The sequence below is a fragment of the Micromonospora andamanensis genome, from assembly GCF_016863495.1.
Classification (GTDB): Bacteria; Actinomycetota; Actinomycetes; order Mycobacteriales; family Micromonosporaceae; genus Micromonospora; species Micromonospora andamanensis.
Genome location: NZ_BOOZ01000014.1, coordinates 191,728 through 216,519, shown reverse-complemented (window position 1 = coordinate 216,519; position 24,792 = coordinate 191,728). Strand labels below are relative to the sequence as shown.

Below are 24,792 nucleotides of genomic sequence, written 5' to 3'. Positions count from 1 at the left end.
AGAGGCCGACAGCGGTACCGATGGTGCCGCCAAGATCCGTCATGGTTGGGCAGCCTAGACCCGCCGGCAGCTGAGACGGCCTGTCTGACGAATGCCTCGGCCGGCGACGGCTACGAGAACGGGCCGGTGCCGGTGAAGGCGTATTCGGCGAAACGGGTACCGATCCGCTTGTGGGCCTCGGCGCTCGGGTGCAGGCCGTCCGGTAGCGGAAGCTCGGCGGTGTCGGCCGGGCCGTACAGGGCGGTGCCGTCGAGGTAGTGCAGGTTCTTGTCGGCGGCGCGGCGGTCGGCCAGCGAGCGCAACTCGCGCCTGATGACCTGGAGGGTCAGGCGTCCCAGCGTGACGTCCCCGGGTGTGCCGGTCGCGGTGAAGCGCACCTGGTCGGTGCCGATCGACTCGGGGTCGATCGCGCCCGGGCCGGGGGTGTCCTCGTGGATGCCGCAGAACAGTGGCGAGATCAGCAGCAGGGGGACATCCGGGTGGCCGTCGCGGATCGTGTCGAGGAAGCCGTGGACGGCGGGGACGAAGGCGCGGAGTCGCATCGCGTCGAGGTTCACCACATTGATGCCGAGCTTGACGCTTATGTGGTCGGCTGGGGCGTCGCGGATCACGCGGGCCAGGAACGGGTCGACGATCGCGCTGCCGCCCAGACCGAGGTTGCGCAGCTCGACACCCGCCCGGCGGGCGGCGACCGCGGGCCAGGTCTCGCTGGGGGCGAGGGCGTTCGAGCCGTGACTGATGGAGCTGCCGTGGTGCACCCACAGTGGCAGCACGGCGTCGTCCGGTTCGAGCGGGGCGTCGGCTCGCAGGTCGACCAGGTCGATTGTCTCGTTGTGCGGCAACCAGACCTCGATCCGGTGACGGCCGGCGGCCAGCCCGGAAACGGTGGTCGTGTGGGCCGGTCCGGGTTGGAAGAGGGTCTTGCCGCTGGTGAGGTCGATCTCGATCCGGTCGCCGCCGCCCAGGGTGTCGCGGACGGCGAGCACGCCGTCGACGTAGACGTCGATACGGCCACGCGGTCGCTCGGCGCCCGGGTAGGTGATCCGGGTCGGGTGGGTCACCAGTTCGAGAGTGCTGGCCGTCGTCTGGCACACGATTTGTACGCCGGACGGCTGGCTCTCCATCGTGAGCAGTTGGCCGTCCGGGAACTGCTCCCGTACCCAGAACGGCAGCCGGTGCGGCCGGATGCCGCGCGGGGTGACCTCGACGTCGGCGACGCCACGGAGAAGCTCGGACGGGACGGGCATCAGGGGTTCCCTTCGGTGGGCCAGGAGCGGAACGCGATGTCGAGCGCGCTCAGCGCTCGCTGCCAGGAGATGTCGGCGGTGGGCTCGCGGTGCCCGAAGTTGCCGCTCACCTCAAGTGCCAGGAAGCCGTTGATCGTCGCGCCGAGCAGCCGGGTGGCGTGGACGAGTTCGGTTTCCGGCAACTGGTAGCCGCGGAGCATCGCCAGGGTGAGCGTGACCAGCCGACCAGCCGCGTCCGAGTGGACCGTCGACGCCGCCGCCGGACGTTGCAGGGCGGCCCACCGGCCAGGGAACTGGCGGGCATAGTCGCGGTGCGCGTCGGCGAGGGCGGTGAGCGCGTCGCGCTGGGCGCGGCCACCGATGGCGACTGCTGTCCGGTCGGCCAGCTCGCCGAGGGCCAGTTCGTGCACGCTGTCGAGCAGCGCGGAGCGGTCACGGACATGGGAGTAGAGACTCGCGGTCTGCACCCCGAAGTGGCGGGCCAGCGCCGACAGGGTGATCGCGTCGAATCCTTCCCGGTCGGCCAGCTCGGCCGCTGCGGCGACGACGACCGCCGGAGTCAGGTTGGCTCGTCCCATACCCCCAACCTACACCCTGTAGGGGAAAACCTAATAGCTTTAGGTTGGGGTGGGGTGGGGTCGGTGTGGGCGTGGGGCGTTGGCGTCCGTGGCGGCTCGGACGAACTCCTGCACCCGCGTGGTGGTGTTGGCCTCCAGCCAGATCGGTCCGCGCTCGATCGGTGGCGCGTCGTGGATCGGCACGTACGCGATGTCGGGGCGCGGATGGTAGTGCTCGGTCTGCTCACCCACCGGCAGCACCCCCCGGCCCATTGCGACGAGGGACAGCATCTCGGAGAACGTGTTGCCGTGCGGGCCCTTGGGGATCGGCCGGCCGGTCGGCGTCCGCTCGGGTGTGCGGTCCCGCTGAACGCCACGGACGTGATCGGCGGGTACTGGATGACCTGATGGTCGGCGAGCGCCTCCAGCGAAACCGACTCCGCCCCGGCCAACGGGTGCGTGGCGGCCACGGCCAGCACGCGCCGTTCCACCATGAGCGCGGGACCGCAGGCCATGCCGTCGAACGGGTACGACGCGACGAGCACGTCGATCGACCCGTCCAGCAGGCTGGCGCGCGAGGTGGCGAGCTGCACCTCACGTACGTCCACCGCACAGTCGGGGTGTCGGGCGGTGAACAGCCTGACCGCCTTGAGCAGCACCGGAGCGAGATACTCACCGAGGAACGCCACCCGGAGTTGGCCGCTCACGCCACGGCCGGCCTCGACCGCGCGGCGCAGGGCCGCGTCCATCTGCTCCACGAGCGGGGTCAGGTCGTCTGCCAGCCGCCGGCCGATGGCTGTGATGCGGACGACCCGACTGGTGCGCTCGAACAGCGGCGCGCCGACACGCCGCTCCAATTTCCTGATGACGTGACTGATCCGGCCGGTGGTCACGCCCAGGCGTTCGGCGGTACGGCCGAAGTGCAGCTCGTCGGCGAGCGTCAGGAAGGTCTCGATTTCGTGTCGCTCCAGCATCCCGCCGCGCTTTCGTTGAACTCGGTTCAACGATCGTAGTCCGATCATGGCTTGGTCGGCGTCGCCGTCAAGTGAATCGTTAAGGGCGTCACCGCAGGCGGGGCAGTGTCCGCCCCACCTGCCGAGCGGTTGCCCGGACGATCGAGGAGAAAGATCATGAAAGCGGCAAGCATCAACGACTACCTGGCCGGGCTCGACGGCTCGCTGAGGGAGACGGCCGAGGCGCTGCGCCCGGCCATCGACGGGGCGCTGGCGGACGCCACCGGAGTGATGTGGCACGGACATCCGGTGTGGGGCCTCGGCGAGGCTCCGGGACGGCGGCCGATCTGCCTGCTCAAGGCGTACCCCTCGTACCTCACGTTCGGGCTGTGGCGTGGCCAGGAGATCAGCGACCGGTCCGATCGGCTGATCCCGGGCGCCCGGCAGATGGCCTCGGTGCGGCTTTCCGCCCTCACGGACATAGACGAACCGCTCGTCGTCGACTGGCTGCGTCAGGCGCGTGCCCTGGAGGAGAAGTGAGCATTGTGCAGGTCAGGGCCTTCGATCACCTGGTTCTCAACGTCGAGGACGTCGAGCGATCGCTCGCCTTCTACTCGACAATGTTCGGCCTGGAAACCATCCGCGCCGACGAGTGGCGGGCCGGGCGCGCCGGCTTCCCCTCCGTCCGGATCAGCCCGGACACCATCATCGACCTGGTGCAGCGCCGCCGGGGAGAGTCGAACGTCGACCACATCTGCCTGGTCGTCGAGCCGTTGGACTGGCAGGACGTCATCGCGGCCGGGGTGTTCACAGTCCTCGAAGGGCCGGTGCGTCGCTCCGGTGCCAGGGGTGAGGGCATCTCGCTCTACATCCAGGACCCGGACCGCAACACTGTCGAACTCCGTTGGTACCCGGCGGACGCGGCACCGACGACGCTTCACGCCCGGTGACCGTCCCGGGAGGGCTTCATCCGGCGGCGCCGGAGTAGACCTCGACGTCGTAGAGCAACTGCACGTTACGGCGGCCGTTCGTGATGCCGATGAAGACCGGGTCACCGGCCGGGGTGTGTCCCTGGCGCCACACCTGTGCCCGGGCCGCCTCGCGTGACTCGTGATGGGTCCTGCCCGCCTGGTGCAGTTGGAGAACGCGGCGGGCGGTGGTCCGGTCGCTGTCGAGGTGGATTCGCAGCAGCGGCATGACCCGACCTCCCTACCGACCCCGACTGCCGGTATTCGTACGTTCAATCAATTTACCAATGTTAAGTCGCCTGTCCATCGTATTAGAGTGGGGCCATGACCACCGCGGACCCAGGCGTGCCGGCGGCAGGGCGACGGGACAGCCGCACCCGGTCGCCGGTATGGCTGCGCGCGGAGCCGACCCGGACGCGACGGAAGCCGCCGCTGACCCGTGAGCGGATCGTGGGCGCGGCGGTGGACCTGCTGGACGAGCACGGCACCGAGGGCCTGACGATGCGTAGCCTCGCCCAGCGACTCGACGTGACGGCGACCGCGCTGTACTGGCATGTGAAGACCAAGGAGGACGTCCTGGACCTGGCCGTCGACGAGATCTTCGGCGACGTGCCGGTCCCGGACGTGAGCGACGACTGGCAGGAGGACGTCCGCGTCCTCGTCCGGGCCTGGCGCGGCACCATGCTGCGGCACCCGTGGGCGCCAGGGCTGGTCGGGCGGCCGATGCTCGGGCCCAACGTGCTGGCCCGTACCGAGTTTCTCCAGTCGGCGTTGGTGCGCGGGGGCTGTCACGGGCTCCCGCTCGCGGTGGCCACGCGAATGCTCGCCAACTACGTCATCGGCGCCTCGCTCACCGAAGCCACCTGGCGTCGGACCGCCGACCCTCGGGCGCGAGCCGCGGCCCGCGACCATATTGCCGTGAACGCGACCACCTACCCGACCCTCGACGCCTCGGGGCATCTCGACGACACCCGGTGGGACGACGACGTGCTGTTCGAGAGGGGCCTCGACGGCATTCTCCGCGCGGGGCGGGAAGCGTCGCCGGAATGAGTCCGCCCGACGACGTGCTGGTCCGGGCGGCGCAACGCGTGGACCTGGACAGTCTGGGCGAGCTGGCGGGGTCGAGGGACCGTGCCGAGGTGCGGTTCCGGGCCGCCGGACGGGGCGAGGAGGAGATGCTCGTCGCGGTGGCCGCCGGCCACGTCGTGGGCGTGGTCAGTGTCCTGTGGCGGGACGGCTGCGACACACCCAACCCATGGCTGTACGGGCTGGCGGTGGCCGCCTCGGCCCGCCGCCGAGGGATCGGAAGGGCCCTCGTCGAAGCCGGCGAAGCGGCAGGCGCGGCTCGCGGTGCCGACGCCATGAGCCTCGACGTGGACGTCGATGACGAGCCGGCCGCCTCGTTCTACGCGAGGTTGGGCTACGTGATCGTCCGACCTCATCAGCACCACTGGCGGGCGATCGACCCGCGTACCGGCGCGGTGACCGGCGACGGCACGGTGGCGACGTGGATCATGCGCCGCCAGCTTCGGAGTGCCGACTGAGCTGGCGCGGCCACCCAGCCTCTCCTCCACTCGAACGGTGATCGGCTACCCGGTCGAACCGTGCGGCACGTGCACCGTCGGCCGCGCCTCATCGCCGCTGGTCCTCTCCTTGTGGCGGCCTGAGCCGACCGCACGCGAGCCTGTCGTCCGGCGCCAGGTACGCGCGGTCACGGCTGCGCGGGACAACATCAGCACCGCGACGAGCAGCAGCGCGGCACCGAGCAGCGCGGCCACGTCGGGCGCCCACAGGGCGACCTGCCCCAGCGTCACACCGAAGGACGACGGCAGGGAGAGCAGGCCGGTAGCGAGGAGCAGCAGGACCACCAGCCAGGCGACGAGACCCAGCAGGCGTTGACGGGACCAGGCGGAGACCGGCCGCGCCACCCGCCACAGCGAGCCGGCCACCGCCGTGAGCAGCACCAGGCACAGCAGGCCCAGGCCGGAGAGGAGCGCGACGTAGGACGGCTCGTTCTCGTGGGTCTCGGGAACTGCTCCGGAGAGGAGGGCAGCTAGACCCCACGAGGTGTCGAGGAGTTGGTTCTTCTGGAAGCTGCCGTAGACGTTCTGCAGGACCACGACGGCCCTGTCCTGCTCGGGCAGCAGCACGATCCCGGCCTGGTAGCCGGGTGCGGCACCGGAGTGCCAGACCATCGGCTGGTCGCCACCGAACACCGGCCAGGTGCGCCAGCCGAGCCCGTAGCTCCGGCCGTCACCGGTGATGACCTCCGGCCGGACCAGAGTGGCGCGTTGCGCGGGCGACAGGACGTCGCCGCCGTCGAGGTTCGCCCGAGCGAACGCGACGGCATCCCGAAGTGAGCCACCGAGATACCCGTAGCTGACCCCTGCGGGGTCGAACCGGCTGCGGAACGCTGTCGGCTCCCCGAACACGTACCGGTGGCCCGGCGGGAGCCGGTCCGCCGCATCGTCGGCGGCGGTGACCGCGGTGTCCATCCCCATGGGCCTGAGCAGCCGCTCGCTCAGCACGTCGGCGAAGTCGCGCCCGGTGACCTCCTCGACGACGGCACCGAGCAGCAGGTAGTTGACACTGGAGTAGAGGTGTTTCTCGCCGACACCGGCGGCAAGGTGCATGGTGCCGAGGGCGTCGACCACATCGCCTGGACGACGATCGGCGTCGTAGCGGTCGGTGAGGTCCATCCGCTCCGGTATTCCGCCGGTCTGGCTCAGCAGGTGGCGCAGCGTGATCGTCCGGGCTTCCTCGTCGGCCATGCTGAAGTCCGGCAGGTAGGTCGTCACGCGCGCGTCGAGATCCAGATCCCCGGCCGTCGCCATCGTCACCACCAGGCTCGCGGTCACCGGCTTGGCCACCGATCCCCACAGGAACGGCGTCGCGTCGGTGATCGGCGCGCCGTCGCCGTCCGCGCCGAACGTCGCCTGGTGCTCCACCCCACCGGAGCCCACGATCGCGTACGCCACGCCCGGGATCCCGGCCCGCTCCATCTGTTCGGTGACGAAGGCGTCCAGCCGGCCCGGTTCGACGGCGGTGCTTCCCGCCGGCGCCGCCTCGACCGCGCCGACAGCGACGCCGACGCCGGGCAGCGCGAGCAGCAACACGACAATCCCCCGTTGCAATACGCTCATATGGCAACCGTAACCATATGGCGGTACGGTTATCAAATGCCCCGCGTTGCCGACCACGACGAGCGACGCGCGCTCATCGCCCGGACGTTCCGGCGTCACCTGGTGGAACGCGGTCTCCAGGCCACCACGTTCGCCCGCGTCGCCGCCGCTGCCGGCGTCTCGGTCGGCCTCATCCAGCACTACTTCGGCAGCCGCGACGAACTGCTCCGATTCGTGTACGTCGAGGCGCTCGGCCGCCGGGACGACCGGATCGCGGCACACATCGCCGAGGGCGAGGTCGCCGAACGGCCCATCCGCGAGATCATCACGACCGCTGTGGTCGAACTGCTTCCGCTCGACGAGATCCGGGTCGAGGAGTTCCACGTCACCCAGAATCTGACGACCCAGGCCCTGCACGATCGCGCGATTGCCGAGATGGCGGCGCGCGCCCAGGCCGACCTGCACCTGCGCGCGTCGATCGCGGTACGCAACGGGAAGCGGTGCGGCGAGGTCGACGCCGGCGTTGACGTCGACACGGCGGCCGCCCGCATCCTCGCCACCACCTACGGTCTGGCGGCCAGTCTCATCCTGGTCGGACCCGACGACCCGGCCCGCCGCCGGGAGCACGTCGATGCGGTCATCGAGCCGGTCCTGGCGGGTACGTTCACAGGTCGCTGCCGCCACTACGCCCGGCCGTGATCCGGCCGGCGGCGGCGACGCTGTCGGGCCGGCCCCGGCTGTTGAATACGTGAATCCGGGGTTTCCAATTCGTCACACAATTTGACCGTAGTTTGCGATGGAGTGCCTTCCAGGTTAGCGCCGACGCTGGCGTCACCTGTGACGTCCGCCATGTTGACAATCGACGTGCAGACGTCAATTCGGATGCCGGGTTCCGTGCGGTATTGCCGGTGACCTCGCCATTCGCAGGCGAGGCGTGGGAGCGCTCCCGGTGTTTGTCGATCCGGTCGATCAAGTCGCGTTCCGAACGGTATTGCCAGCGACATTTGTTGGTAACCCCGGACCGTGGCGCATTGGCTACGTTCAGCACCGGCCGGCGGAAAGCCGGGAAACGATCTGGAAGAGGGAGCATGCGCAGAAAACTGATCCGGCGATTGCTCGCCGGGGTCACTGTGGGGGTGGTGCTGGCACCGCTCGCCCCGTCGTCCGCGTCCGCGTCACCGAACGGGGACGTGCAGTGGACGCCGTGCGAGCAGGACGCGAGCGCCCTGTGCGGCACCCTGGAGGTACCCGTCGACTGGGCCGATCCGGATGGCCCGACCATCGAGTTGGCGCTGGCCAAGCGGCTGGCGACGGACCCGGCGGCGCGCCGCGGGTCGCTCATCGTGAATCCGGGTGGGCCGGGCGGCTCCGGCGTCGACTCGGCGCTGTGGGCACGCTACGGCGACGAATTGCGTCGCCATTTTGACATCGTCGGATTCGATCCGCGCGGGGTGGGTCGCAGTTCACCGATCATGTGCACGTTGGACAAGATCAATGAGTTGCCGGTCGAGCCGATCAAAACGTCGAGCGCATTCGCCCGGATGGTGTCCGCGAGCCGGGCGTTGGCCGACGACTGCCGCGCCAACAGCGGACAGGTATTCGATCACGTGGACACGCTCCAGGTGATTCGGGACATCGACGCGATACGCGCGGCGGTAGGTGACACCCAGCTGAACTTCCTCGGTATGTCGTACGGCACGCTGATGGCCCAGCAGTACGCGGAAATGTTCCCGACCCGCGTACGCGCCATCGTGGCCGACAGCGTGATGGATCACAGCCGGGACGCGCGCGGATTCGCCGTCACCCAGGCGGCCACCGGGCAGGACTCGTTCGACGAGTTCGTGGCCGGCTGTTCCCGGTTGCCGCAGTGCGCCCTGTACGGCCGGAACATCCGCCAGTTCTGGCAGCGCCTGCTCGACCGCGCCGCCCGGGGTGAGCTGCCGGACCCGGACGACCACAGCTACAAGATTACCCAGCGGGATCTGGTCAACTTCGTGCTGAACAATCTCAACTACCAGCCGTACTGGCTGGAGATCGCGGCCGAGTTGGACCGGGTCGACGCCGGGCGACCGTGGGGGACGTCGGCGGCGGCGACGCGGCAGTCGGCCGACGAGCCGCCGACGGTCGTGCCCTTCGCGTACCAGGCGGTGCTCTGCCAGGACTGGAACCTGAAGACCCGTGACGTCACCCAGTGGCGGTCCATCCTCGCCGACGCCCAACGTGCCGCGCCGGACCTACCGGACCTGCCCCGGGCGGCGGTAGGCGCGATCTGCCTGGGCTGGCCGACCCCGGCGGACAACCCGCAGCGGCGGATCAACCCGACAAACGAGACGAAGCTGCTGCTCACCAACTCGCTGCACGACCCGGCGACTGGTTACAACTGGGCGCTCGGTGCCGCCGACCAGTTCGGTGACCATGCCGAACTGCTGACCTACGAGGGTTGGGGGCACATCGTGTACGGCCGGGTGAGCTGTGCGGACGACGCTATCGAGGCGTACCTGATCGACCAGGTCGTGCCGGCCGAGGGCACGCGGTGCGCCGCGGCACCGCCGCCGGGCACCACGTCGGCCCGTGCTCGGGCGTCGGGCCAGGACTCCGGCCCCGCCGCGCAACCGCTGGTGCCGCTACGGGGTGACCCGGAGCTGCCGACCTGGCTGTTCTGACCGATCGGGACGGGGTGGCCGGTTCGCCGAGGCGAGCCGGCCACCCCGGTCGGTGCTCCACCGTCACCAGGCCACGCCTGACCGCCGCACCCGGCGGTTCTCCCACCAGAGCGTGAGCTGTTCCCGGCGCCGGTACGCCGCGATCGCGCTCACCGCCAGCACGATCACGGTGGTCCAGATCCAGAACCGGCCGCCGACGCCGCGCGGTGGATCGGCCACGCGGGTGTGACCGGCCCGGATCACCTCCTCGGCGATGTCGATGGAGACCACCTGCCGCGGTGCGGTGAGCAGGGTGGTCGGTGGCTGGCCGTCAGGTGGCAGCGACAGCACCTCGATGCTCCCGATGAGGCCGTACTCCGGGCGGTCGTCGTTCGGGAAGGGGCGGGTGAAGTCCGGTGAGTCGGGCGGATGGGGAAGGTAGGACACCACCCAGGGCACCCCGGTCGCCGTCCAGCCCAGGAGTTGGATGCCGACCACGTCGTCGACGCCGGCTGTTCCCAACGCCCCGAGGTCCCGTCCCGTGGCCGGCTCGATCCGGCGCAGCGTCCACCCGGTTTCGTCGCGCCGGGCCACCGAGAGCCACCGCCCGTCCGGCGTCCAGGCGCCCTTGCCGGCCAGGTCGGTGCCGGGCGCGAGCGGAAACGACGCGATCACGCTGCCGTCCCGGCGGGCGACAGTGACCACGCGCCCGGTCTGCCAGGCGAGACGGTCCCCGTCGGGCGCGAAGGCGACGACCACGCCCGGCACCGTGCCGGACGGTGCCTCGGCCAGCCGGACCGAGCTGCCGTCGTTCAGCCGGACCAGGCTGAGCAGCCGCCGGTGATCGCTGCGGTCCGGGTGGGTCGGCACCGAGTCGCGGACCACGAGCGACTCCCCGTCCGGTGACCAGCCGGCCGGTTCGGTGCCGACAGTTCCGGGGACATCGCTACGCAGCTGACGGGTCGCGCCGGTGACCAGGTCGATGATCTCCACTCGGGGGTCGCCGCGCTGCGGGTCGTGGGCGATCCACCGCCCCTGCGGGGAGAGCACCACGTCCGTGCCGGCGGTCATCTCCCAGCCGCTGCGGACGATCCGGTAGGTGTCGGTGTCACCGTCCACGACTGTGACGAGACTGCACTCGTCGTCGTACGTCAGGCGTCCGGCCTCGCCGGTGAAGATCACCGAGGCCGGACCGGTCCGCGGCCGGTCCGTGGCGTGCAGGCTCCCGAGGGGCGGCAGGCCGATCCGGTCCGGCAACGCCCCCGGTCCGGCCGAACCGGCCGGATCCACAGGCGGTGTGCCCGTCACCGGGAGGACGAACCCACCGAACACCACAAGCACGAGCGCGGCGGCCACCGCCGTGGCCCGCCGCCGCCGCGTGCGACGCGCCGTCGCCAGCGCCCGCTGCTCCACCTGGTACGCCGGAACCTGCGCCGCGGTGTCGTGCAGCATTTCACGCAGTCGTGTGGTCATCGCGCGCTCCTCTGCGGGGCCCGGTCGACCAGCTCCGGAGCCACCGCGCGGAGCCGGACCAGCGCGTCGTGCCCGTGCCGTTTCACCGTCCCCACGGAGCAGCCGAGCGCGGCTGCCACCTGTGCCTCGGTCAGGTCCTCGTAGAAGCGCAGCACCACCACGGCCCGCTGCCTGGGGGTGAGCTGGCGTAACGCGGCGGCCAGGGTCATCCGCAGGGTGGTGGCGTCGCTGGGGTCCGGGTGGCTGGCCCGCCCGGGTGCCGGGTCGGCCTCCAGCCGTTCGGTGAACCGGCGTCGCCGCCACCAGGAAACCTGCTGGTGGTACATGGCCCGGCGTACGTACGCCTCCGGGTCGCCGTCCCGGATCCGCCGCCAGTGCCGGTAGGTGCGCGCGAGTGCGCTCTGGAGAAGATCCTCGGCCAACTGGTGGTCGCCGGTGAGCAGGTAGGCGGTCCGGGACAGCGCCGGCGAACGGTGCACCACGAACTCGTGGAACGTCTGGCTCATCGCCACCCCCTCGGCAGAAGTAAACGTCTCCTGCCGCGCGGATGGTTGAGGGACCGGCGTGGTGCGTACCGCGCCGGTCCCTCTGGCGTCCGCTCAGGCCGGGACCGGCAGGCCGCCGAGCGCGCGGCCGGCCTCCCGGGCAGCCTGGAGGGCCTCGGTGTGCATCTGCGCGGCCTGGTCGGTGAACGGGTCGAGGTCGGGGCTGACGCCGACCAGGGTGAACTCGCGTTCGACGACTGTGAGGTCCGCGCCCCAGCAGTCGGTGAGGATGCGGCGCAGGTAGGGCGTCGCGTGGTCCCAACCCTCCCGGGGCGTGCCACCGCCGTACGCCCCGCCACGAACCGTGGCCAGCACGACCCGCTTGCCCGCCAGGATCGGCTTGCCGAACGCCCGCTGGTTGGTGAGGATCAGGTCGACGTACGCCTTGAAATGCTGCGAGACGCCGTAGTTGTAGAGCGGCACCGCGAACAGGACGGCGTCGGCGGCGAGCAGCTCGTCCACGAGCGTGGCGGCGAGAGCGACGGCCTCGCGCTGCTCGGTGGTGTGCTCCTCCGGTGCGGTCGTCCCGGCGGTGACCGCAGCCGCCCAGGCGGTCGCGGGCAGGGGATCGACGCCGAGGTGGCGACGTTCGATCGTGTCACCGGGGTGCGCGGCGAGCCACTCCGCTTCCACGATGTCCGCGATCTCGCGGCTCGCGGAGCCGTGGGTGCGAATGCTGGCGTCCAGCCGGAACAGGGTCACGACAACTCCCATGGGTAGAGATTCAAGCTTGAAGTGAACGGTAGCGCGCTGAAGTTCAAGCTTGAACTGAATGCGAGATGCCTCACCTTCGCGACGGGGCCGGCGACTAGGCTGAGCGGCATGCCGGAGGAAACCCGGTGGTTGACCGAGTGCGAGCGCGACGCCTGGCTCGCTCTGGCCAGCCTCATCTTCAAGCTGCCCGGCGCGCTCGACGCGCAGCTGTCACGCGACAACAACCTCACGTTGTTCGACTACTTCGTGCTGAGCGCCCTGTCCATGACGCCCGGCCGTACCATGCGGCTCAGCGACCTGGCCGGTCAGGTCAGCAGCTCGCTGTCCCGGTTGTCGAACGTCGTCACCCGTCTTGAGCGGCGGGGCCTGCTGCGCCGCGAGCCCGACCCGGACAATCCCCGCTACAACCGGGCGGCGCTCACCGGGGCCGGGTGGGACCTCGTGGTCGCCGCGGCACCCGGACATGTCGCCGCGGTGCGACGGTTCGTCATCGACGGGCTCACCGAGGAGCAGGTCACCGCGCTGCGGGAGGTCGCCGGTCGGGTGACGCAGCAGGTCGACGAGGCGGGGGAGTCCCGGGGCGGCTGCTAGGCGCGGTCGTGGGCGGTCATGGTGTCCTGCCGGCCGGGTTCCTCACGCAGGATCGCCGCGTGCAGCCAGGTGTCCGGGATGGCGAAGCCGTCCACGAGCGTACGCATTTGCGGACGCAGCTCCTTGAGCAGTCCGTTCACCACTGCGGTGATCGCCTTCGAGCGGGCCGGCGTGAGCCGGCCGTGCTCCAGCAGCCATCCCTTGTGGGACTCGATGACGCTGAGGGCGTACAGGTCGCAGACGCGGGAGAGCAGCGCCCGGACCGCCGGGTCCGGGGTGGCCTCGATGCCGGCGACGAACGCCTCGAGGGTGACCCGGTCGATGTGCGCGGCGGCGGCGGTGAGGACGTGGTCCTGCACGTCGTTGAAGATGTCGAAGGGGCGATCCTGCTTGCTGGCCGCGCCGTTGCGCAGCCGACGGATCGCACCTTCGAGCAGGTGCTTCTCCCGGTCGTCGAAGATCTTGAGCTGCCAGCCCCGGTCGGTGACGGCGACCTCCTCGTCGCGGCCGGGCACGGCGCTTATCAGTTGCTGGATCAGCGAGCGGGCGGCGGTGCGTTCGAGCACCATCTCCCGGACCTGCTCGGCGACGAAGGAGGCGCGTCCCCAGCCGTCCAGCGAGCCGAACTCGTCCCGGTAGCCGGTGAGCAGCCCCTTGGCGACCAGTTGCAGCAGGACGGTGTTGTCGCCCTCGAAGGTGGTGAACACGTCGGTGTCGGCCCGCAGCCCCGGCAACCGGTTCTCGGCCAGGTAGCCGGCACCGCCGCACGCCTCGCGGCACAGCTGGATGGTGCGGCTGGCGTGCCAGGTCTGCGCGGCCTTGAGCCCGGCGGCGCGGGACTCCAGCTCCCGCTGGCGGTGCTCGTCCACCGGGCCGTCGCCGCCCTGCACCTCGTGCACCGCGGCGACCAGCTCGGCCTGGGCGAAGTGGAGCGCGTACGTGGTGGCCAGGGCGGGCAGCAGCTTGCGCTGGTGGGCCAGGTAGTCGTTGAGCAGGACCTCCCGGTCGGCGTCGGGGGTGCTGAACTGACGGCGGGTGTCGCCGTAGCGGACCGCGATGGTCAACGCCGACTTGGCCGCCGCCGACGCGGCGCCGCCCACACTGACCCGGCCACGGACCAGGGTGCCGAGCATGGTGAAGAAGCGCCGGGAGTCGTTCTCGATCGGGCTGGCGTACGTGCCGTCCGCCGCCACCTCGCCGTACCTGTCCAGCAGCATGTCCCGGGGCACCGTCACGTGGTCGAAGCTCAGTCGTCCGTTGTCCACGCCGAGCAGGCCCGCTTTGGGCCCGGAGTCGCCGATTGTCACACCGGGTAGCGGGTTGCCCTGCGCGTCACGGATCGGCACCAGCCACGCGTGGACGCCGTGCCGCCGGCCGCCGGTGACCAGCTGAGCGAAGACCACAGCCATCCGACCGTCCCGGGCGGCGTTGCCGATGTAGTCCTTACGGGCCGCCTGATGCGGGGTGTGCAGGTCGAAGGTCTGCCTTCCGGGGTCGTACGTGCAGGTGGTGCGGAGCTGCTGGACATCGGAGCCGTGCCCCGTCTCGGTCATCGCGAAGCAGCCCAGGAGCCGGCCGGAGATGATGTCCCGAAGGTAGGCGTCGTGGTGACGACGGGTGCCCAGGGCCGCGACCGCGCCGCCGAACAGGCCCCACTGCACACCGGCCTTGACCATCAGCGAGAGGTCCACCTGCGCCAGCATCTCGGTGGCGATGATCGAGCCACCGACATCGGACCCGCCACCGTACTGGGTGGGAAAGGCCGAGGCGATACCGAGCTTGACGGGAAGTTCGCCGATCAGTCGGGTGACCCGCTCCCGCGCCTGGTCGCCGGTCTCGCCGTACACCGGGAGGAAGCGCTCGTCGAGGTGCCGGCGATGCGCGTTGCGGACCTCGGCCCACGGGCCGTCGAGCACTTCCTGCAGGCGGGCGAGGTCGACGGGGCCTGGCACTTGACTGGGCATGGCTACCTCGCATGGACGCTGGTTGGGTACAGCTCGTACCCAAGCAAGGTTACCGAGCCGCTACAGTGATCCGGTGGGTAACGCGGCGGTGAAACGGGACACCATCGCCGCCCGTCGTGCCGGAGGCGTACCGCAGGAGCGGGCCCGGCGACGGCAGGCGATAGTGGAAGCCGCGGTCCGGGTCATCGAGGAACACGGCACGGACACCGCCCTGGGCACGGTGGCCGACCGGGCCGGGCTGCCCAGACCGCACGTCTACCGCCACTTCACCGGCAAGGACGACCTCGACCAGGCGGTCGCCCGGCACGCCGCACGCCTGGTGAGCGACTGGATCCGCCCGTCGCTGTCGGCTGCGGGCAGCCCGCCGGAGGTGGTGCACGGCGTCATCGGCCGGGTGTTGAGCTGGGCGGTGGCCCACCCCAATCTCTACCGCTTCCGAGCCCGCCTCGGCACCGCGCACGCCGTGCCCGAGATCACCGAAGCCGCCGTCGCCAACCTGCGCGCCGCCGGTCACCAGGCGCACCTGCCCGCGTACGTGGTGGCAAGCGTCGTCGGCATGGTCGACGCCGGCATCCTGTGGTGGTTCGACCACCGGGACGAGGTCGGACCGGCCCAGCTCAACGACTGGCTCGCCGCCCAGGTGTGGCGGGTCGTCGCCGAGGTCACCGCCTGAGCGACTCGGGCAGTGGCCTGGTGTGCAGGACGACCAGTTCGGCGACGGCCCTGGTCAGGGCCACGTAGAGGCGGTTCATGCCCCGGGGTTCGGCGGCGACGATGTCCGCCGGCTCCACCAGCACCACCCGGTCGTACTCCAGCCCCTTGACCTGGCTGACCGGGATCGCCCCGAGCTGGTCGGCGAGCGCGTCCGGGGCGATGATCGCGCCGGTCTCCCCGGCGACCGCCGCCCGCAGGTCGTCCACCCGGCGGATCGTGAGGGTTCCGCCGGGCCGGAAGGAGCGGGTCGGTGCGATGCCGGGTGGCAACGCCCGGGCGGCGAAGTCGGCGATGACCTGCGGCACCCGGTAGCCGGTGGGTAGGTCGAGCAGCCTGGCCGCACACTTGCCGAGCTGTCTCACCAACTCCGGCCAGCTCCCGGCGGCCAGCGGGTGGGTCGCCTGACCGAGGTCACCCACGATCGTCATCGAGGCGTGGGCGGCTCGGCGGGCGATCATCCGGCACTCCATCGGCGACAGGTCCTGCGCCTCGTCGACGATGACGTGCAGGTACACGTCCTCGACGGGGTCGGCGACCTCGGCGACCGGCAGCGGCTCGGCCAGTTCCGGCACGTACCCCTCCTCGCCGTACGGGTCGAAGCCGTCGGCCCAACCCACCACCGTGTGGCCCTCGCGCAGGATGATCGCCGCGGCCCAGCGCTGCGCCGGCCAGGCGTTGCCGCTGTCCAGGGACTGGCCGGAGACGGCGATCGGGGTGGCGAGTCCGGGCGCGAAGAGCTGCCAGCCGTCGTTGAGGCTCAGGCTGAGCACAAAGGTCTCGGCCAGGCGCGGGCCACTGCTCAACTCGGGTACCTGCCGCTGCCTCCCGGTCGGCGTCAGGGCGGCCGGCGGGCCCAGGATCTCGGCGAGTTCGTCGAGCAGCGGGACGTCGTCCACCGACCACTGCCCGTGCTGCGCGGGCAGCACGTCCTGCGGGGTGAGCGTCGGCCACCACGCGGTCAGGAAGGCGTCCGGGATCTCCCTGCCGCTCAGCAGCTCCGAGAGCACCTTCGCCGCCTCGGCGCGGGCGCCGTTGGGCCTGATGCCGCGCGCCTCGCACCGGCGACGCACCTCCTGGCGGGCCTTCGCCAGGTCGTCGGCGTCGAGCCTGCCCAACCGTCCCGGTGCGTTCGGCGGAGTGTCCCAGGCCAGTTCGGTGAGCACCCGGACCATCGTCAGGTCGCCCTTGGACCTGGCGACCTCGGCACTGTCCCGCCGGGTCGCCACCACACCGTCGAACAGTTCGCCTATCGCCCGCAGGTGGACGCTGTCCTCACCGAGACCGGGCAGCACCCTGCCGATGTACTCGGTGAACACTGTCGACGGGCCGACCACCAGCACCCGGCCGTCGGCGAACCTGCCCCGGTCGGTGTAGAGCAGGTAGGCGGCACGGTGCAGGGCGACCTGGGTCTTGCCGGTCCCCGGACCGCCGGTGATGACGGTGACCCCGTGGGCCGGCGCGCGGATCGCCTCGTCCTGCTCGCGCTGGATGGTGCTGACGATGTCACGCATGTGCGGGCCGCGTTCCCGGGTGAGTGACGCGAGCAGGGCGCCCTCGCCCACCACACCGTCGACGTCGCCGGCCGACAGCACCTCGTCGTCGACCCCGACGACAGTGGGGCCTTCACAGGTGATGATCCGACGGCGTACCACGCCCAGAGGCGCGCCGGGGGTGGCTCGGTAGAACGGCGCGGCGGCCGGTGCCCGCCAGTCGACGACGAGCGGCTCCCGGTCCTCGTCGCGTACGCCCAGCCGGCCGACGCGGTAGGTGTCGCCGTCGTCGAAGTCCAACCGGCCGAAGACCAGGCCCTCCTCCTGACCGTCCAGGTCGGACAGTCTCGCCGCGGCGCGTAGCACCATCGCGTCGCGCTCGACCAGCCCGGTCAACGGGCCGGCCGAGGCACGTCCGCGACCCTCCGACTCCAGTTCCCTCGCCTGCGTACGCATGACCGCCAGGCGCTCGTACACCCTGTCGACCACCTGCTGCTCGATGGCCAGCTGGCGCGTTGTTTCGGACACTCTGCTCCCTGGTCTGCCGACGGTTGCCGCACGGGGACTGGTCGAGAATATGTACCGGCCAGACCCACAAAATCGGCATCCAGGGTGATTCGCACGACTTGACCCGTAGATAAGATGGAGGTGGCCTCAGGGGATCAGCCCTGATCACCCCGCCCGGTCTGCTGCTGCAACTGGTCGATCAACTTCGCCGCCTCGGCCTTGGTGAGGCCGTCCGGCACGGTCTCGCCCGCCTCGCGGGCCAGGGTCCGCAGGTACGACTCCTGCGCCGCCGTCGTCGGCTCGTCGCCGGTCACCCACTCGTCCGGGTCCTTCACCGCGGCCTGCGGATCGTGCTGCTCGGTCATCTCCACACCCTCACTCGTACAGGTGTGCCATACCCGGGTCGGTGCTCACCCATTCCTCGCGGCGGTCCGTGTTCCGCCGGCGGTGGACCCTCGGTAATCCAGATCGGTTACAGGATCCGTTGATAGATCGATTGCTACCGTTCCTGCGCCGACGCCTGAAGGGGGAGACCGGTGATGGCCCTTTCTCCACCACCAGCCCTCCGACCGGCCGTCCGGCGGTGGCTGGCACCACGCCGAACAGCCCTCGTGCTGCTGCCGCTGCTGCTGGCCGGCGCGGCCGCAGCCGTGCACCGGACCACAGGCATGTTCTGGGGCGACTTCGCGGTCTACCAGGCGGGCGCCGTCGCGGCGGCGCGTGGCGACGGGCAGCTCTACGAGGTCGTCCACCAGGGCACCGACGGCATCGCGCTGGGCTTCACCTACCCACCGTTCGCGGCTCTCCTGCTGCAACCGCTCGCCCCCGTCGACCCCACCGTCGGCGTCGGGCTGTGGCTGCTGGCCTCGGTCGTCGCGCTGTCGGCAGTGGTCGCAGTGGCGCTGCGCGCCGCGGGTGTGGCCGCCTCCGCCGGCGCCGTGCTGACCGGTACCGTCGCGATGCTGCCGGTGTTCCCGGTGGCCGGTCACCTCCAGGTCGGCCAGGTGGGGCTCTTCCTGATGCTGATCGTGCTGGTGGACCTGCTGCACGGCCCCGGTCGACGCTGGCACGGTCTCGGTGTCGGCGTCGCCGCCGGGGTGAAGCTGACCCCGCTCATCTTCGTGGCGTACCTGGTCTGCACAGGTCGGTGGCGGGCCGCAGGTGTGGCGCTGGCCGGGTTCGCCGCCACCATCGGACTCGGCTTCGCCTGGCGGCCGGCCGACTCGGCCCGGTTCTGGGGCGGTGGCCTGCTGGACACCGCCCGGGTCACCGGGGATCCCCGCACCGTGCTGAACCAGTCGTTGCACGGCGCGCTGGCCCGGCTGGCCGACACCGCCGACGTACGGGCCGTCTGGCTGCCGGTGGCGGCGTTGACGGCGGTGGCCGGGCTGGTGATCGCGGCGCGCTGCGCCCGTGCCGGCGAGCCACTGCTCGGTGTGATCGCCTGCGCCACCACGGGTCTGCTCGTGTCGCCGGTCTCCTGGCACCACCACTGGGTGTGGTGCGTGCCCGCGCTTGTGCTGCTCGTGGTGCGCGGACGCCGCACCGGCCACCGGCTCGCGGTGCCGCTCGGCGTGACGCTCTGGGCCGGTTACCTGGCCAGCGCCGGGTGGACAGTCATCGGTCTGCGCGGCACGGACCTGCACTTCCAGGGCTGGGAGTTGCTGCACACGAACATGTACGTGCTGGTCGGGGTGGCCGCGCTGGGCTGGCTGGCCCGCCGGCCGAGCGGAGCGCCGGTCGCCGTGGCGCCGATCCGGCCCCGGCCGGCCGCCACCCCCGCCGCGCATCCGGACGGAAGGGACGGTGCCACAGTGAACCGCGCCGACACCATCGAGGGCGGGATCCGGTGAGGGTTTCGGTGGTCGTACCCAACTTCAACAAGGAACGGACACTGCACGACTGCCTGTCGGCGGTGTACGCGCAGACTCCGCCGCCGGCCGAGGTGATCGTCGTCGATGACGCGAGCACCGACCGGTCGCTGCGGATCGCGGCCGGGTTCCCCTGCACCGTGGTGGCCTTCGCGGCCAACCGGGGCGTGTCGGCGGCCCGGAACGCCGGCGCCGCCCGGGCCACCGGTGACGTGTTGTTCTTCGTCGACTCGGACATCGCGTTGGCCCCCGGCGCGCTGGCCGCCGCGGTACGCGCCCTGGAGACGTACCCCGACTGTGGCGTGGTGCAGGGCATCTACGACCTGCGTCCGCTCTACGACGACGGGCCGGTCGAGGCGTACAAGACGTTGTTCGAGCACTACTGGCGGCGTCGGGCCACAGGGGTGACCACGAGCACCATGTTCGCCCTCACCGCCGTGCCGAAAGCCGTGTTCGACCTGGTGGGCGGCTTCGACGAGCGGCTGCGGGACGCCGAGGACGTGGAGTTCGGCACCCGGCTGCCCCGGCGGTACGAGATCCGGGTCAGCGACCAGATCGTCGGTCGGCACGACGACGTGGACCGGCTGTGGCCGTACCTGTCGGAGCTGTTCCGCCGGGCGGTGACGTACGCCGACGCGGTGGTGGCGGCCCGCTGGCAGCGGCCGGTCGTCGGGACCGACGCCGAGGAGCGGCTGCCGCACCCGGTCGACGTCGGGTCCGTGGTCGGTATGGGGGCGACCGGGCTGGCCGTGGCCGGCCTGCCCCTTGTCGTGGTGTCGCCCTGGCTGGGGTTGCTGCCGGCGGCGCTGCTCACCGCCGCCGTGGTGGCCGACCGCGAGCTGCTGGCGTTCGCCCTGCGCCACCGGGGCCCCGGGTTCCTGCTCTACGCCACCTGGCTGCGGTCGATGACCCACCTGACCGAGTTCGTCGGGATGGGGCTGGGGGTGTGCGCCGCGCTGCTGCGCCGGCTCCGCGCCGACCGGTCCCGCCCGGCGAGCCTGGTGTCACGCCGGTGAACGGCCGCTGGTGGCGGCTGGCCAACCACGTGTTCACCGCCGCGTTCGTGGTGGCCCTGACGGTCGGGCTGGTGCTGTTCGTGCGGGCCCAGGACTGGACGCCGGTGGCCACCCTGGCCGGTCAACTGGACCCGCTGCGGGTGACTGCGGCGCTTGGCGCAGCCCTGCTGATCAATGCGGTCGGGCTGCTGCTGGGGCTCGCCTCCTGGCGGGCGCTCTTCGTCGACCTCGGCGCGGCTGTCGACAAGTGGACCGCGTACCGGCTGTTCTTCGTGGGTTTCCTGGCCAAGTTCGTGCCGGGCCGCTTCGTCGCCCTGCCGGTGCTGCTGCGGATGGGCAAGGAGATCGAGGTGGGACCGGTCCGGCTGGCCGGGGTCTTCCTGCTCAGCTGGGCGGTGGTGGCGATGACCGGGATGACTGTCGCGCTCGCGGCCGGCCCGGCGTTGCTGTCCGGGGCCACCGGGTGGCTGCTTGTCGCCACCGTGCCGCTTGTGGTGCTGGTGGCCCGTCCGGACCTGCTGAACCGGGGACTGGCGGCGGCAGCCCGGCTGCTGCGGCGACCACCACCACAGGTCACCGCGTCACCCACCGGCATCCGGCGGGCGGTCACCGCGCAGTCGCTGTCCTGGCTGGTCTCCGGGCACCACCTGTGGCTGCTCGCGGTGGTCGCCGGAGCGCCACCGGGCCGGTCGTACCTGATCTGTGTCGCCGGGTTCGCCGCGGCGACGGTCGCCGGTCTGTCGGTGATGATCGCACCGGACGGCCTGGGGGTGCGCGAGGCGGTGCTCATGCTCGGGCTGGTCACCGTGCTGCCGGTAGCTGTGGCCACGCCTGTGGTGCTGGTCAGTCGGCTGGTCTGCGCGCTCAGTGAGGTGGCGGTCGGTGGGGGAGGGCTGCTGCTGGCCCAGTACATGCACCGGCGCCGCCGCGATCCGGTCCAGCGGGTCGCGCCCGTCGGCTGACCGCTGTCCCGTTCAACCCGTCGGAGGAGATCATGGGTAAGGCACCACTGCGGACGATGGCCCGACTGGTCGGCGCGCCGGTACGGGCACTGGTGCGGCGCAGTCCCCGGCTGACCGCGGCGCTCTGGGACACCCAGTACGCGCTGGGCTTCTGGGGCTACCTGGACGACACAGGTGGTGGTGAGGTGCCGCTGTCGCTCATCGAGACCTGGGCGCCGAACCCGACGATCCTCGACCTGGGCTGCGGCACCAGCGCCAACCTGCCGCTGGCCGAGGGCCGGCACCGGCACTACCACGGGGTGGACATCAGTCGACGGGCGATCGAGGCGGCCAGGTCACTCGATCGGCCGTACGCGTCGTTCGAGGTGGCCGACATCCGCACGTACGACACCACGCGGCGGTTCGACGCGATCCTGCTGCGGGAGGTCATCTACTACCTGTCCGTGCCGGAGGCGACCCGACTGCTGCGCCGGCTGCCCGGGCTGCTCACCGACCGGGGTCGGATCCTCGTGCAGATCTACGACGTGCAGCGGTCGCGGCAGTTCGTGGAGGTGATCCGCGAGTGTGCGCTCGACGTGGCCACCCGGTTGCCCACGGACTCCGACGGCGGCGCGGCGGGAGCCTTCTTCGTCCTTACCCCCGCCGCCGCGCCGAAGCCCTGACCCCGCCGCCGTGCGGCGCGCCGGTCAGACCGGCACCCGCCGCTCCCACCACGGTCGTACCGTCACCGGTTCGCTGCGCAGCAGCCGGCGGTGCAGATCCTGGAGCCGGTGCCCCGGCTCCACGCCGAGCCGGTCGGCGAGGGTGGCCCGGGCGTCCTGGAAGGCGGTGAGCGCCTCCGCGCGTCGGGAGGTCTGCCCGAGCGCGACGAGCAGCAGCTCCCAGAGTCGTTCCCGCATCGGGTGCTCGACAAGCATCCAGCGCAACTCGGCCACCACGTCCTCCACGTCACCCAGGAGCAGTCGCAGGCCTGTCACCTCTTCCAGCACGTCCTGCCGCAGCTCGGTCAACCGGATCCGTTCGGCCTCGGCCAGCGGGCCGGTCGCCTCGTGCAGGGCCTGGCCGGACCAGTGCGCCAGGCCGCGCTGGAAGAGGTAGAGCGCCTGCGACAGCTCGGCCCGGGAGCGGGCGGCCCGGGCCGCCCGGACGTCGCGTTCGAAGCGGACGATGTCCACCGCGTCCGACGGTACGTCCAGGGTGTACCCGGGACGGGTGGAGCGCAGCACCCGGGCGAGAGCCGGGCGACGGCCCGGCGGTTCCAGCACCCGGCGTAGCCGGCCGATGTAGGTGTGCACCATGTTCTCCACCGAGTCGGGTCGGCGGCCCACCCAGATGGCGTCGACGATCTGGGCCACGGACAGCACCATGCCGCTGCGCATCGCCAGCACCGCCAGGACCTCGCGTTGTCGTGGGGTGCCCAGATACAGGCGGCTCTCCGCCCGCCGGGCCTGGATCGGGCCGAGCAGCAGTATGGACAGGTCATCGTGCGACATCAGAGTTTCTCCCCCACCCAATCGAGCCGGGTGTCATGACCCGGCTCCGGCGCTTTGTGCTGTGTCGACGGCTCGGGCATTCCCCACCTACCGGTCCTCCGCGACGGTGACGAAGCGGAGCCCCCGGCCGATGAGCCTCGGGATGACAGCGGTCAGGGCGGCGAGGGTTTGTGACCGGTCGCCGCCGCCGTCGTGGCAGAGGATGATCTGCCCGGGACGGGTCCGGGACAGGGTCCGGGTGATCCGTTCGACGCCCGGACTGCGCCAGTCGCTGGGGTTCACCGTCCAGTCGACAGGGGTGAGGCCACTGTCGGCTGTGGTCCGGAGGACGGCGGGTGACCAGTTGCCGCCGGGGGCGCGGAACAGCCGGGGGGTGATCCCGGTGGCGTCCTCGATCTCCCGCTGGGTCCTGTCGATCTCCGCCCGCAGCATCGGGCGGGGCAGGGCGGCGAACGGTTGCGGGTGCGTCATGGAGTGGTTGCCGATCAGGTGACCGGCGGCCAGCACCCGCCGGGCCAGCTCGGGGTGTTCGCGTACCCGGTCGCCGATGAGGAAGAACGTGGCACGTACGCCGTGGGCGTCGAGCAGGTCGAGCATCGGCGGGGTCCACGTCGGGTGCGGGCCGTCGTCGATGGTGAGTGTGATGCCGTCGCCGGGGTTGCCGAACGCCGGCCAGCGGTGACTGCCGAGCGTCGGACGCCGGCGCAGCAGTTGGCCGCCCCGGTAGGCGAACAGCAGGTAGTGCAGTGCCTGCGCGCAGAGGTGGGAGGGCAGCCGGGTGACCGGTCCGCGGCCGGCGTTCATCGGGACGTTTTCGCGGCGGTCACCCGGGTCGGCCCGAAGTCGCGGTCGGTGAGGTGACGCAACCCGCCCACCACCGCGCCGGTGACGACAGCCAGTTGGACCATCAGGTGCACCGCGAAGAAGAAGGCGGTGAAGGCGGGCCCTCGCTGGCGCAGGACGAAGCGCAGCAGGCTCGGCTCGGCGACGCTGAACAGCGCGAAACACAGCAGGGTCACCAGCGGCCAACCGCCGGTGAGCGGGGCCAGCAGCACCGAGGCCGGCACCAGGGTAGCGGTGAGCAGGCCGGCCGGGCTGTTCGCCCGGATGCCGGCCGGACCGCGTTCGGCCAGGGCCACCGGGATCAGCAGTTGCGAACGACGGAACTGCTTGCGCAGCAACGCGCCGAGCCGGCTGTCGTCGTCGTGGCGGCAGACGACGGTGTCTGTGAGGACGACGCCGTACCGGTCGCCCATCCGGTCGCCCAGCTCGACGTCCTCGGAGGCGCGCAGATTTTCGTCGAACAGGCCGACGCTTGTGAACACCTCGCGCCGGATGAGGCAGATCGCGAAGAGAGTGGTGCGTACCCGACCGACGTGACGCAGCCGCCAGTGGTGCCCGTGCAACAGCCGGTACGCCTCGACGGGGCCGTCGTCGACGAGGGGTTCGAGCGCGTAGATGCCGTGTACGCAGGCGACGTCCGGCTGCTCGCACAGGATGGCGAGGGCGTTGGCCAGCGCGTCCGGCTCGGGCGCGCAGTCGGAGTCCAGGAAGAACAGCAGCTCGCCGGTGCTGGCCGAGATGCCGCGGTTACGGGCGGCGGCCGGCCCGCCGTTGCGGTCGGTGACAAGTAGCCGGCACGGGAAGCGTCGGGCGATCGCCCGGGTGTCGTCGGTACTGGCGTCATCGACGACGATGACCTCGGTCACCGGATGGCGTTGCCGACGAATCGCCTCGAGACAGGCACCCAGGGTCTTCGAGCTGTTGTGGGTGGGGATGATGACCGAGACCGTCGGCGGCATGTTCAACACCTTCGGGGCGTAGGGCAATGCACTAAGGAAATTGACGAGGAAAATTCTCTGTGCAGCGACCAAGTTATCGACCGGCACGCCCTGCCGCAAGGGTTGCCTTGCGTAGTCAAGGTTGCATCCAGCATCGGTCCAGGAAAGATCTCGGGGCAATG

26 protein-coding genes and 1 pseudogene are annotated in these 24,792 nt (G+C 71.1%); 12 read left to right on the top strand and 15 right to left on the bottom strand.

The annotated features are described in order from the left end of the window. Positions 1–110: 110 nt before the first annotated feature. From Van01_RS14740 to Van01_RS33050, 4 genes and pseudogenes are all read right to left on the bottom strand, one after another. On the bottom strand, positions 111–1,247 hold the full coding sequence (locus Van01_RS14740) for a GDSL-type esterase/lipase family protein (RefSeq protein ID WP_204007121.1): 1,137 nt from the start codon (positions 1,245–1,247) through the stop codon (positions 111–113). Beyond that, a complete protein-coding gene (locus Van01_RS14735; protein WP_204007119.1) occupies positions 1,247–1,825 on the bottom strand; it encodes a TetR/AcrR family transcriptional regulator in 579 nt (192 codons plus the stop codon). Before Van01_RS14735 ends, Van01_RS14740 begins: the two co-directional genes overlap by 1 nt. Positions 1,826–1,864: 39 nt before the next feature. Next, positions 1,865–2,095, bottom strand: a complete 231-nt coding sequence (locus tag Van01_RS33055; protein ID WP_239099091.1) for a type 2 periplasmic-binding domain-containing protein — start codon at positions 2,093–2,095, stop codon at positions 1,865–1,867. Positions 2,096–2,247: 152 nt separating this feature from the next. Further along, positions 2,248–2,778 (bottom strand): annotated as a pseudogene (locus Van01_RS33050) (LysR family transcriptional regulator); the annotation flags it as partial. Positions 2,779–2,934: 156 nt separating this feature from the next. Here Van01_RS33050 and Van01_RS14725 point away from each other — a divergent pair. Both Van01_RS14725 and Van01_RS14720 read left to right on the top strand, forming a co-directional pair. Beyond that, positions 2,935–3,297, top strand: a complete 363-nt coding sequence (locus Van01_RS14725; RefSeq protein WP_204007116.1) for a DUF1801 domain-containing protein — start codon at positions 2,935–2,937, stop codon at positions 3,295–3,297. Next, a complete protein-coding gene (locus tag Van01_RS14720; RefSeq protein WP_239099085.1) occupies positions 3,294–3,707 on the top strand; it encodes a VOC family protein in 414 nt (137 codons plus the stop codon). The genes Van01_RS14725 and Van01_RS14720 overlap by 4 nt, the downstream gene beginning before the upstream one ends. Before the next feature lie 16 nt (positions 3,708–3,723). Here the strand turns inward: Van01_RS14720 and Van01_RS14715 are convergent, their stop codons facing one another. Beyond that, on the bottom strand, positions 3,724–3,954 hold the full coding sequence (locus Van01_RS14715; RefSeq protein ID WP_204007114.1) for a hypothetical protein: 231 nt from the start codon (positions 3,952–3,954) through the stop codon (positions 3,724–3,726). Between the two features lie 95 nt (positions 3,955–4,049). On the opposite strand from Van01_RS14715, the gene Van01_RS14710 reads away from it, so the two are divergent. Then, a complete protein-coding gene (locus Van01_RS14710; protein ID WP_204007112.1) occupies positions 4,050–4,775 on the top strand; it encodes a TetR/AcrR family transcriptional regulator in 726 nt (241 codons plus the stop codon). After that, a complete protein-coding gene (locus tag Van01_RS14705; protein WP_204007110.1) occupies positions 4,772–5,269 on the top strand; it encodes a GNAT family N-acetyltransferase in 498 nt (165 codons plus the stop codon). Before Van01_RS14710 ends, Van01_RS14705 begins: the two co-directional genes overlap by 4 nt. Before the next feature lie 45 nt (positions 5,270–5,314). Here Van01_RS14705 and Van01_RS14700 read toward each other — a convergent pair whose 3' ends face one another. Beyond that, positions 5,315–6,868, bottom strand: coding sequence for a serine hydrolase domain-containing protein (locus tag Van01_RS14700; RefSeq protein WP_204007108.1), 1,554 nt, complete (start codon positions 6,866–6,868; stop codon positions 5,315–5,317). Positions 6,869–6,904: 36 nt separating this feature from the next. Between Van01_RS14700 and Van01_RS14695 the strand changes: the two genes are divergently transcribed. Together Van01_RS14695 and Van01_RS14690 are read left to right on the top strand one after the other, a co-directional pair. Further along, positions 6,905–7,546 carry a TetR/AcrR family transcriptional regulator gene (locus Van01_RS14695; RefSeq protein WP_204007105.1) on the top strand — a complete coding sequence of 214 codons (642 nt, stop codon included), beginning with the start codon at positions 6,905–6,907 and terminating at the stop codon, positions 7,544–7,546. Positions 7,547–7,935: 389 nt separating this feature from the next. Then, complete coding sequence (locus tag Van01_RS14690; protein ID WP_204007103.1) at positions 7,936–9,510, top strand: alpha/beta hydrolase; 1,575 nt, start codon at positions 7,936–7,938, stop codon at positions 9,508–9,510. A 63-nt stretch (positions 9,511–9,573) separates the two neighbouring features. On the opposite strand, the gene Van01_RS14685 is transcribed toward Van01_RS14690, so the two are convergent. The 3 genes from Van01_RS14685 to Van01_RS14675 all read right to left on the bottom strand — a co-directional run bounded on the left by Van01_RS14685 (position 9,574) and on the right by Van01_RS14675 (position 12,221). Next, positions 9,574–10,962 (bottom strand): TolB family protein, encoded by a 1,389-nt coding sequence (locus tag Van01_RS14685; RefSeq protein WP_204007101.1) that lies wholly within the window; start codon positions 10,960–10,962, stop codon positions 9,574–9,576. Beyond that, a complete protein-coding gene (locus Van01_RS14680) occupies positions 10,959–11,468 on the bottom strand; it encodes a SigE family RNA polymerase sigma factor (protein ID WP_204007099.1) in 510 nt (169 codons plus the stop codon). The genes Van01_RS14685 and Van01_RS14680 overlap by 4 nt, the downstream gene beginning before the upstream one ends. A 93-nt stretch (positions 11,469–11,561) precedes the next feature. Then, the gene (locus Van01_RS14675) at positions 11,562–12,221 is read right to left on the bottom strand and encodes an FMN-dependent NADH-azoreductase (protein WP_239099084.1); all 660 of its coding nucleotides are present in this window, start codon (positions 12,219–12,221) and stop codon (positions 11,562–11,564) included. Between the two features lie 108 nt (positions 12,222–12,329). Here Van01_RS14675 and Van01_RS14670 point away from each other — a divergent pair, with 108 nt between their 5' ends. Continuing rightward, positions 12,330–12,812, top strand: a complete 483-nt coding sequence (locus tag Van01_RS14670; protein ID WP_204007097.1) for a MarR family winged helix-turn-helix transcriptional regulator — start codon at positions 12,330–12,332, stop codon at positions 12,810–12,812. On the opposite strand, the gene Van01_RS14665 is transcribed toward Van01_RS14670, so the two are convergent. Further along, positions 12,809–14,776, bottom strand: coding sequence for an acyl-CoA dehydrogenase family protein (locus tag Van01_RS14665; protein ID WP_204007095.1), 1,968 nt, complete (start codon positions 14,774–14,776; stop codon positions 12,809–12,811). The genes Van01_RS14670 and Van01_RS14665 overlap by 4 nt on opposite strands. 73 nt (positions 14,777–14,849) lie before the next feature. Between Van01_RS14665 and Van01_RS14660 the strand changes: the two genes are divergently transcribed. Continuing rightward, positions 14,850–15,449 carry a TetR/AcrR family transcriptional regulator gene (locus tag Van01_RS14660; RefSeq protein WP_204007093.1) on the top strand — a complete coding sequence of 200 codons (600 nt, stop codon included), beginning with the start codon at positions 14,850–14,852 and terminating at the stop codon, positions 15,447–15,449. Here Van01_RS14660 and Van01_RS14655 read toward each other — a convergent pair. After that, positions 15,439–17,508 carry a HelD family protein gene (locus Van01_RS14655; protein WP_204007091.1) on the bottom strand — a complete coding sequence of 690 codons (2,070 nt, stop codon included), beginning with the start codon at positions 17,506–17,508 and terminating at the stop codon, positions 15,439–15,441. The two genes, Van01_RS14660 and Van01_RS14655, sit on opposite strands and share 11 nt — an antisense overlap. Before the next feature lie 134 nt (positions 17,509–17,642). Further along, positions 17,643–17,852, bottom strand: coding sequence for a DUF3072 domain-containing protein (locus Van01_RS14650; protein ID WP_204007089.1), 210 nt, complete (start codon positions 17,850–17,852; stop codon positions 17,643–17,645). Positions 17,853–18,026: 174 nt separating this feature from the next. On the opposite strand from Van01_RS14650, the gene Van01_RS14645 reads away from it, so the two are divergent. Genes Van01_RS14645 through Van01_RS14635 form a run of 4 tightly spaced genes read left to right on the top strand, consistent with a single transcriptional unit; the run spans position 18,027 to position 21,998 of the window. Next, complete coding sequence (locus tag Van01_RS14645; protein ID WP_204007087.1) at positions 18,027–19,340, top strand: glycosyltransferase 87 family protein; 1,314 nt, start codon at positions 18,027–18,029, stop codon at positions 19,338–19,340. Then, positions 19,337–20,374, top strand: a complete 1,038-nt coding sequence (locus Van01_RS33045; RefSeq protein WP_239099083.1) for a glycosyltransferase family 2 protein — start codon at positions 19,337–19,339, stop codon at positions 20,372–20,374. Before Van01_RS14645 ends, Van01_RS33045 begins: the two co-directional genes overlap by 4 nt. After that, complete coding sequence (locus Van01_RS33040) at positions 20,371–21,336, top strand: lysylphosphatidylglycerol synthase domain-containing protein (protein WP_239099082.1); 966 nt, start codon at positions 20,371–20,373, stop codon at positions 21,334–21,336. The genes Van01_RS33045 and Van01_RS33040 overlap by 4 nt, the downstream gene beginning before the upstream one ends. 32 nt (positions 21,337–21,368) lie before the next feature. After that, entirely contained in the window at positions 21,369–21,998 is a 630-nt protein-coding gene (locus Van01_RS14635) for a class I SAM-dependent methyltransferase (protein WP_204007079.1), read from the top strand. A 24-nt stretch (positions 21,999–22,022) separates the two neighbouring features. Here Van01_RS14635 and Van01_RS14630 read toward each other — a convergent pair whose 3' ends face one another. From Van01_RS14630 to Van01_RS14620, 3 genes are all read right to left on the bottom strand, one after another. Next, a complete protein-coding gene (locus Van01_RS14630; RefSeq protein WP_204007077.1) occupies positions 22,023–22,829 on the bottom strand; it encodes an AfsR/SARP family transcriptional regulator in 807 nt (268 codons plus the stop codon). 87 nt (positions 22,830–22,916) lie between these two features. Continuing rightward, the gene (locus Van01_RS14625) at positions 22,917–23,633 is read right to left on the bottom strand and encodes a polysaccharide deacetylase family protein (RefSeq protein WP_204007075.1); all 717 of its coding nucleotides are present in this window, start codon (positions 23,631–23,633) and stop codon (positions 22,917–22,919) included. Beyond that, positions 23,630–24,640 carry a glycosyltransferase family 2 protein gene (locus Van01_RS14620; protein ID WP_204007230.1) on the bottom strand — a complete coding sequence of 337 codons (1,011 nt, stop codon included), beginning with the start codon at positions 24,638–24,640 and terminating at the stop codon, positions 23,630–23,632. Before Van01_RS14620 ends, Van01_RS14625 begins: the two co-directional genes overlap by 4 nt. Positions 24,641–24,792: the final 152 nt, after the last annotated feature.

Bases quoted from the DNA above. Each gene is read 5' to 3' on its own strand.
- Van01_RS14710 (WP_204007112.1), top strand. From the start codon at position 4,050: ATGACCACCGCGGACCCAGGCGTGCCGGCGGCAGGGCGACGGGACAGC.
- Van01_RS14675 (WP_239099084.1), bottom strand. From the start codon at position 12,221: ATGGGAGTTGTCGTGACCCTGTTCCGGCTGGACGCCAGCATTCGCACC.
- Van01_RS14665 (WP_204007095.1), bottom strand. From the start codon at position 14,776: ATGCCCAGTCAAGTGCCAGGCCCCGTCGACCTCGCCCGCCTGCAGGAA.
- Van01_RS14635 (WP_204007079.1), top strand. From the start codon at position 21,369: ATGGGTAAGGCACCACTGCGGACGATGGCCCGACTGGTCGGCGCGCCG.
- Van01_RS14735 (WP_204007119.1), bottom strand. From the start codon at position 1,825: ATGGGACGAGCCAACCTGACTCCGGCGGTCGTCGTCGCCGCAGCGGCC.
- Van01_RS14715 (WP_204007114.1), bottom strand. From the start codon at position 3,954: ATGCCGCTGCTGCGAATCCACCTCGACAGCGACCGGACCACCGCCCGC.
- Van01_RS14740 (WP_204007121.1), bottom strand. From the start codon at position 1,247: ATGCCCGTCCCGTCCGAGCTTCTCCGTGGCGTCGCCGACGTCGAGGTC.
- Van01_RS33055 (WP_239099091.1), bottom strand. From the start codon at position 2,095: ATGCTGTCCCTCGTCGCAATGGGCCGGGGGGTGCTGCCGGTGGGTGAG.
- Van01_RS14625 (WP_204007075.1), bottom strand. From the start codon at position 23,633: ATGAACGCCGGCCGCGGACCGGTCACCCGGCTGCCCTCCCACCTCTGC.
- Van01_RS14630 (WP_204007077.1), bottom strand. From the start codon at position 22,829: ATGTCGCACGATGACCTGTCCATACTGCTGCTCGGCCCGATCCAGGCC.
- Van01_RS14690 (WP_204007103.1), top strand. From the start codon at position 7,936: ATGCGCAGAAAACTGATCCGGCGATTGCTCGCCGGGGTCACTGTGGGG.
- Van01_RS14705 (WP_204007110.1), top strand. From the start codon at position 4,772: ATGAGTCCGCCCGACGACGTGCTGGTCCGGGCGGCGCAACGCGTGGAC.
- Van01_RS14680 (WP_204007099.1), bottom strand. From the start codon at position 11,468: ATGAGCCAGACGTTCCACGAGTTCGTGGTGCACCGTTCGCCGGCGCTG.
- Van01_RS14695 (WP_204007105.1), top strand. From the start codon at position 6,905: ATGCCCCGCGTTGCCGACCACGACGAGCGACGCGCGCTCATCGCCCGG.
- Van01_RS14725 (WP_204007116.1), top strand. From the start codon at position 2,935: ATGAAAGCGGCAAGCATCAACGACTACCTGGCCGGGCTCGACGGCTCG.
- Van01_RS14685 (WP_204007101.1), bottom strand. From the start codon at position 10,962: ATGACCACACGACTGCGTGAAATGCTGCACGACACCGCGGCGCAGGTT.
- Van01_RS14700 (WP_204007108.1), bottom strand. From the start codon at position 6,868: ATGAGCGTATTGCAACGGGGGATTGTCGTGTTGCTGCTCGCGCTGCCC.
- Van01_RS14670 (WP_204007097.1), top strand. From the start codon at position 12,330: ATGCCGGAGGAAACCCGGTGGTTGACCGAGTGCGAGCGCGACGCCTGG.
- Van01_RS14645 (WP_204007087.1), top strand. From the start codon at position 18,027: ATGGCCCTTTCTCCACCACCAGCCCTCCGACCGGCCGTCCGGCGGTGG.
- Van01_RS14650 (WP_204007089.1), bottom strand. From the start codon at position 17,852: ATGACCGAGCAGCACGATCCGCAGGCCGCGGTGAAGGACCCGGACGAG.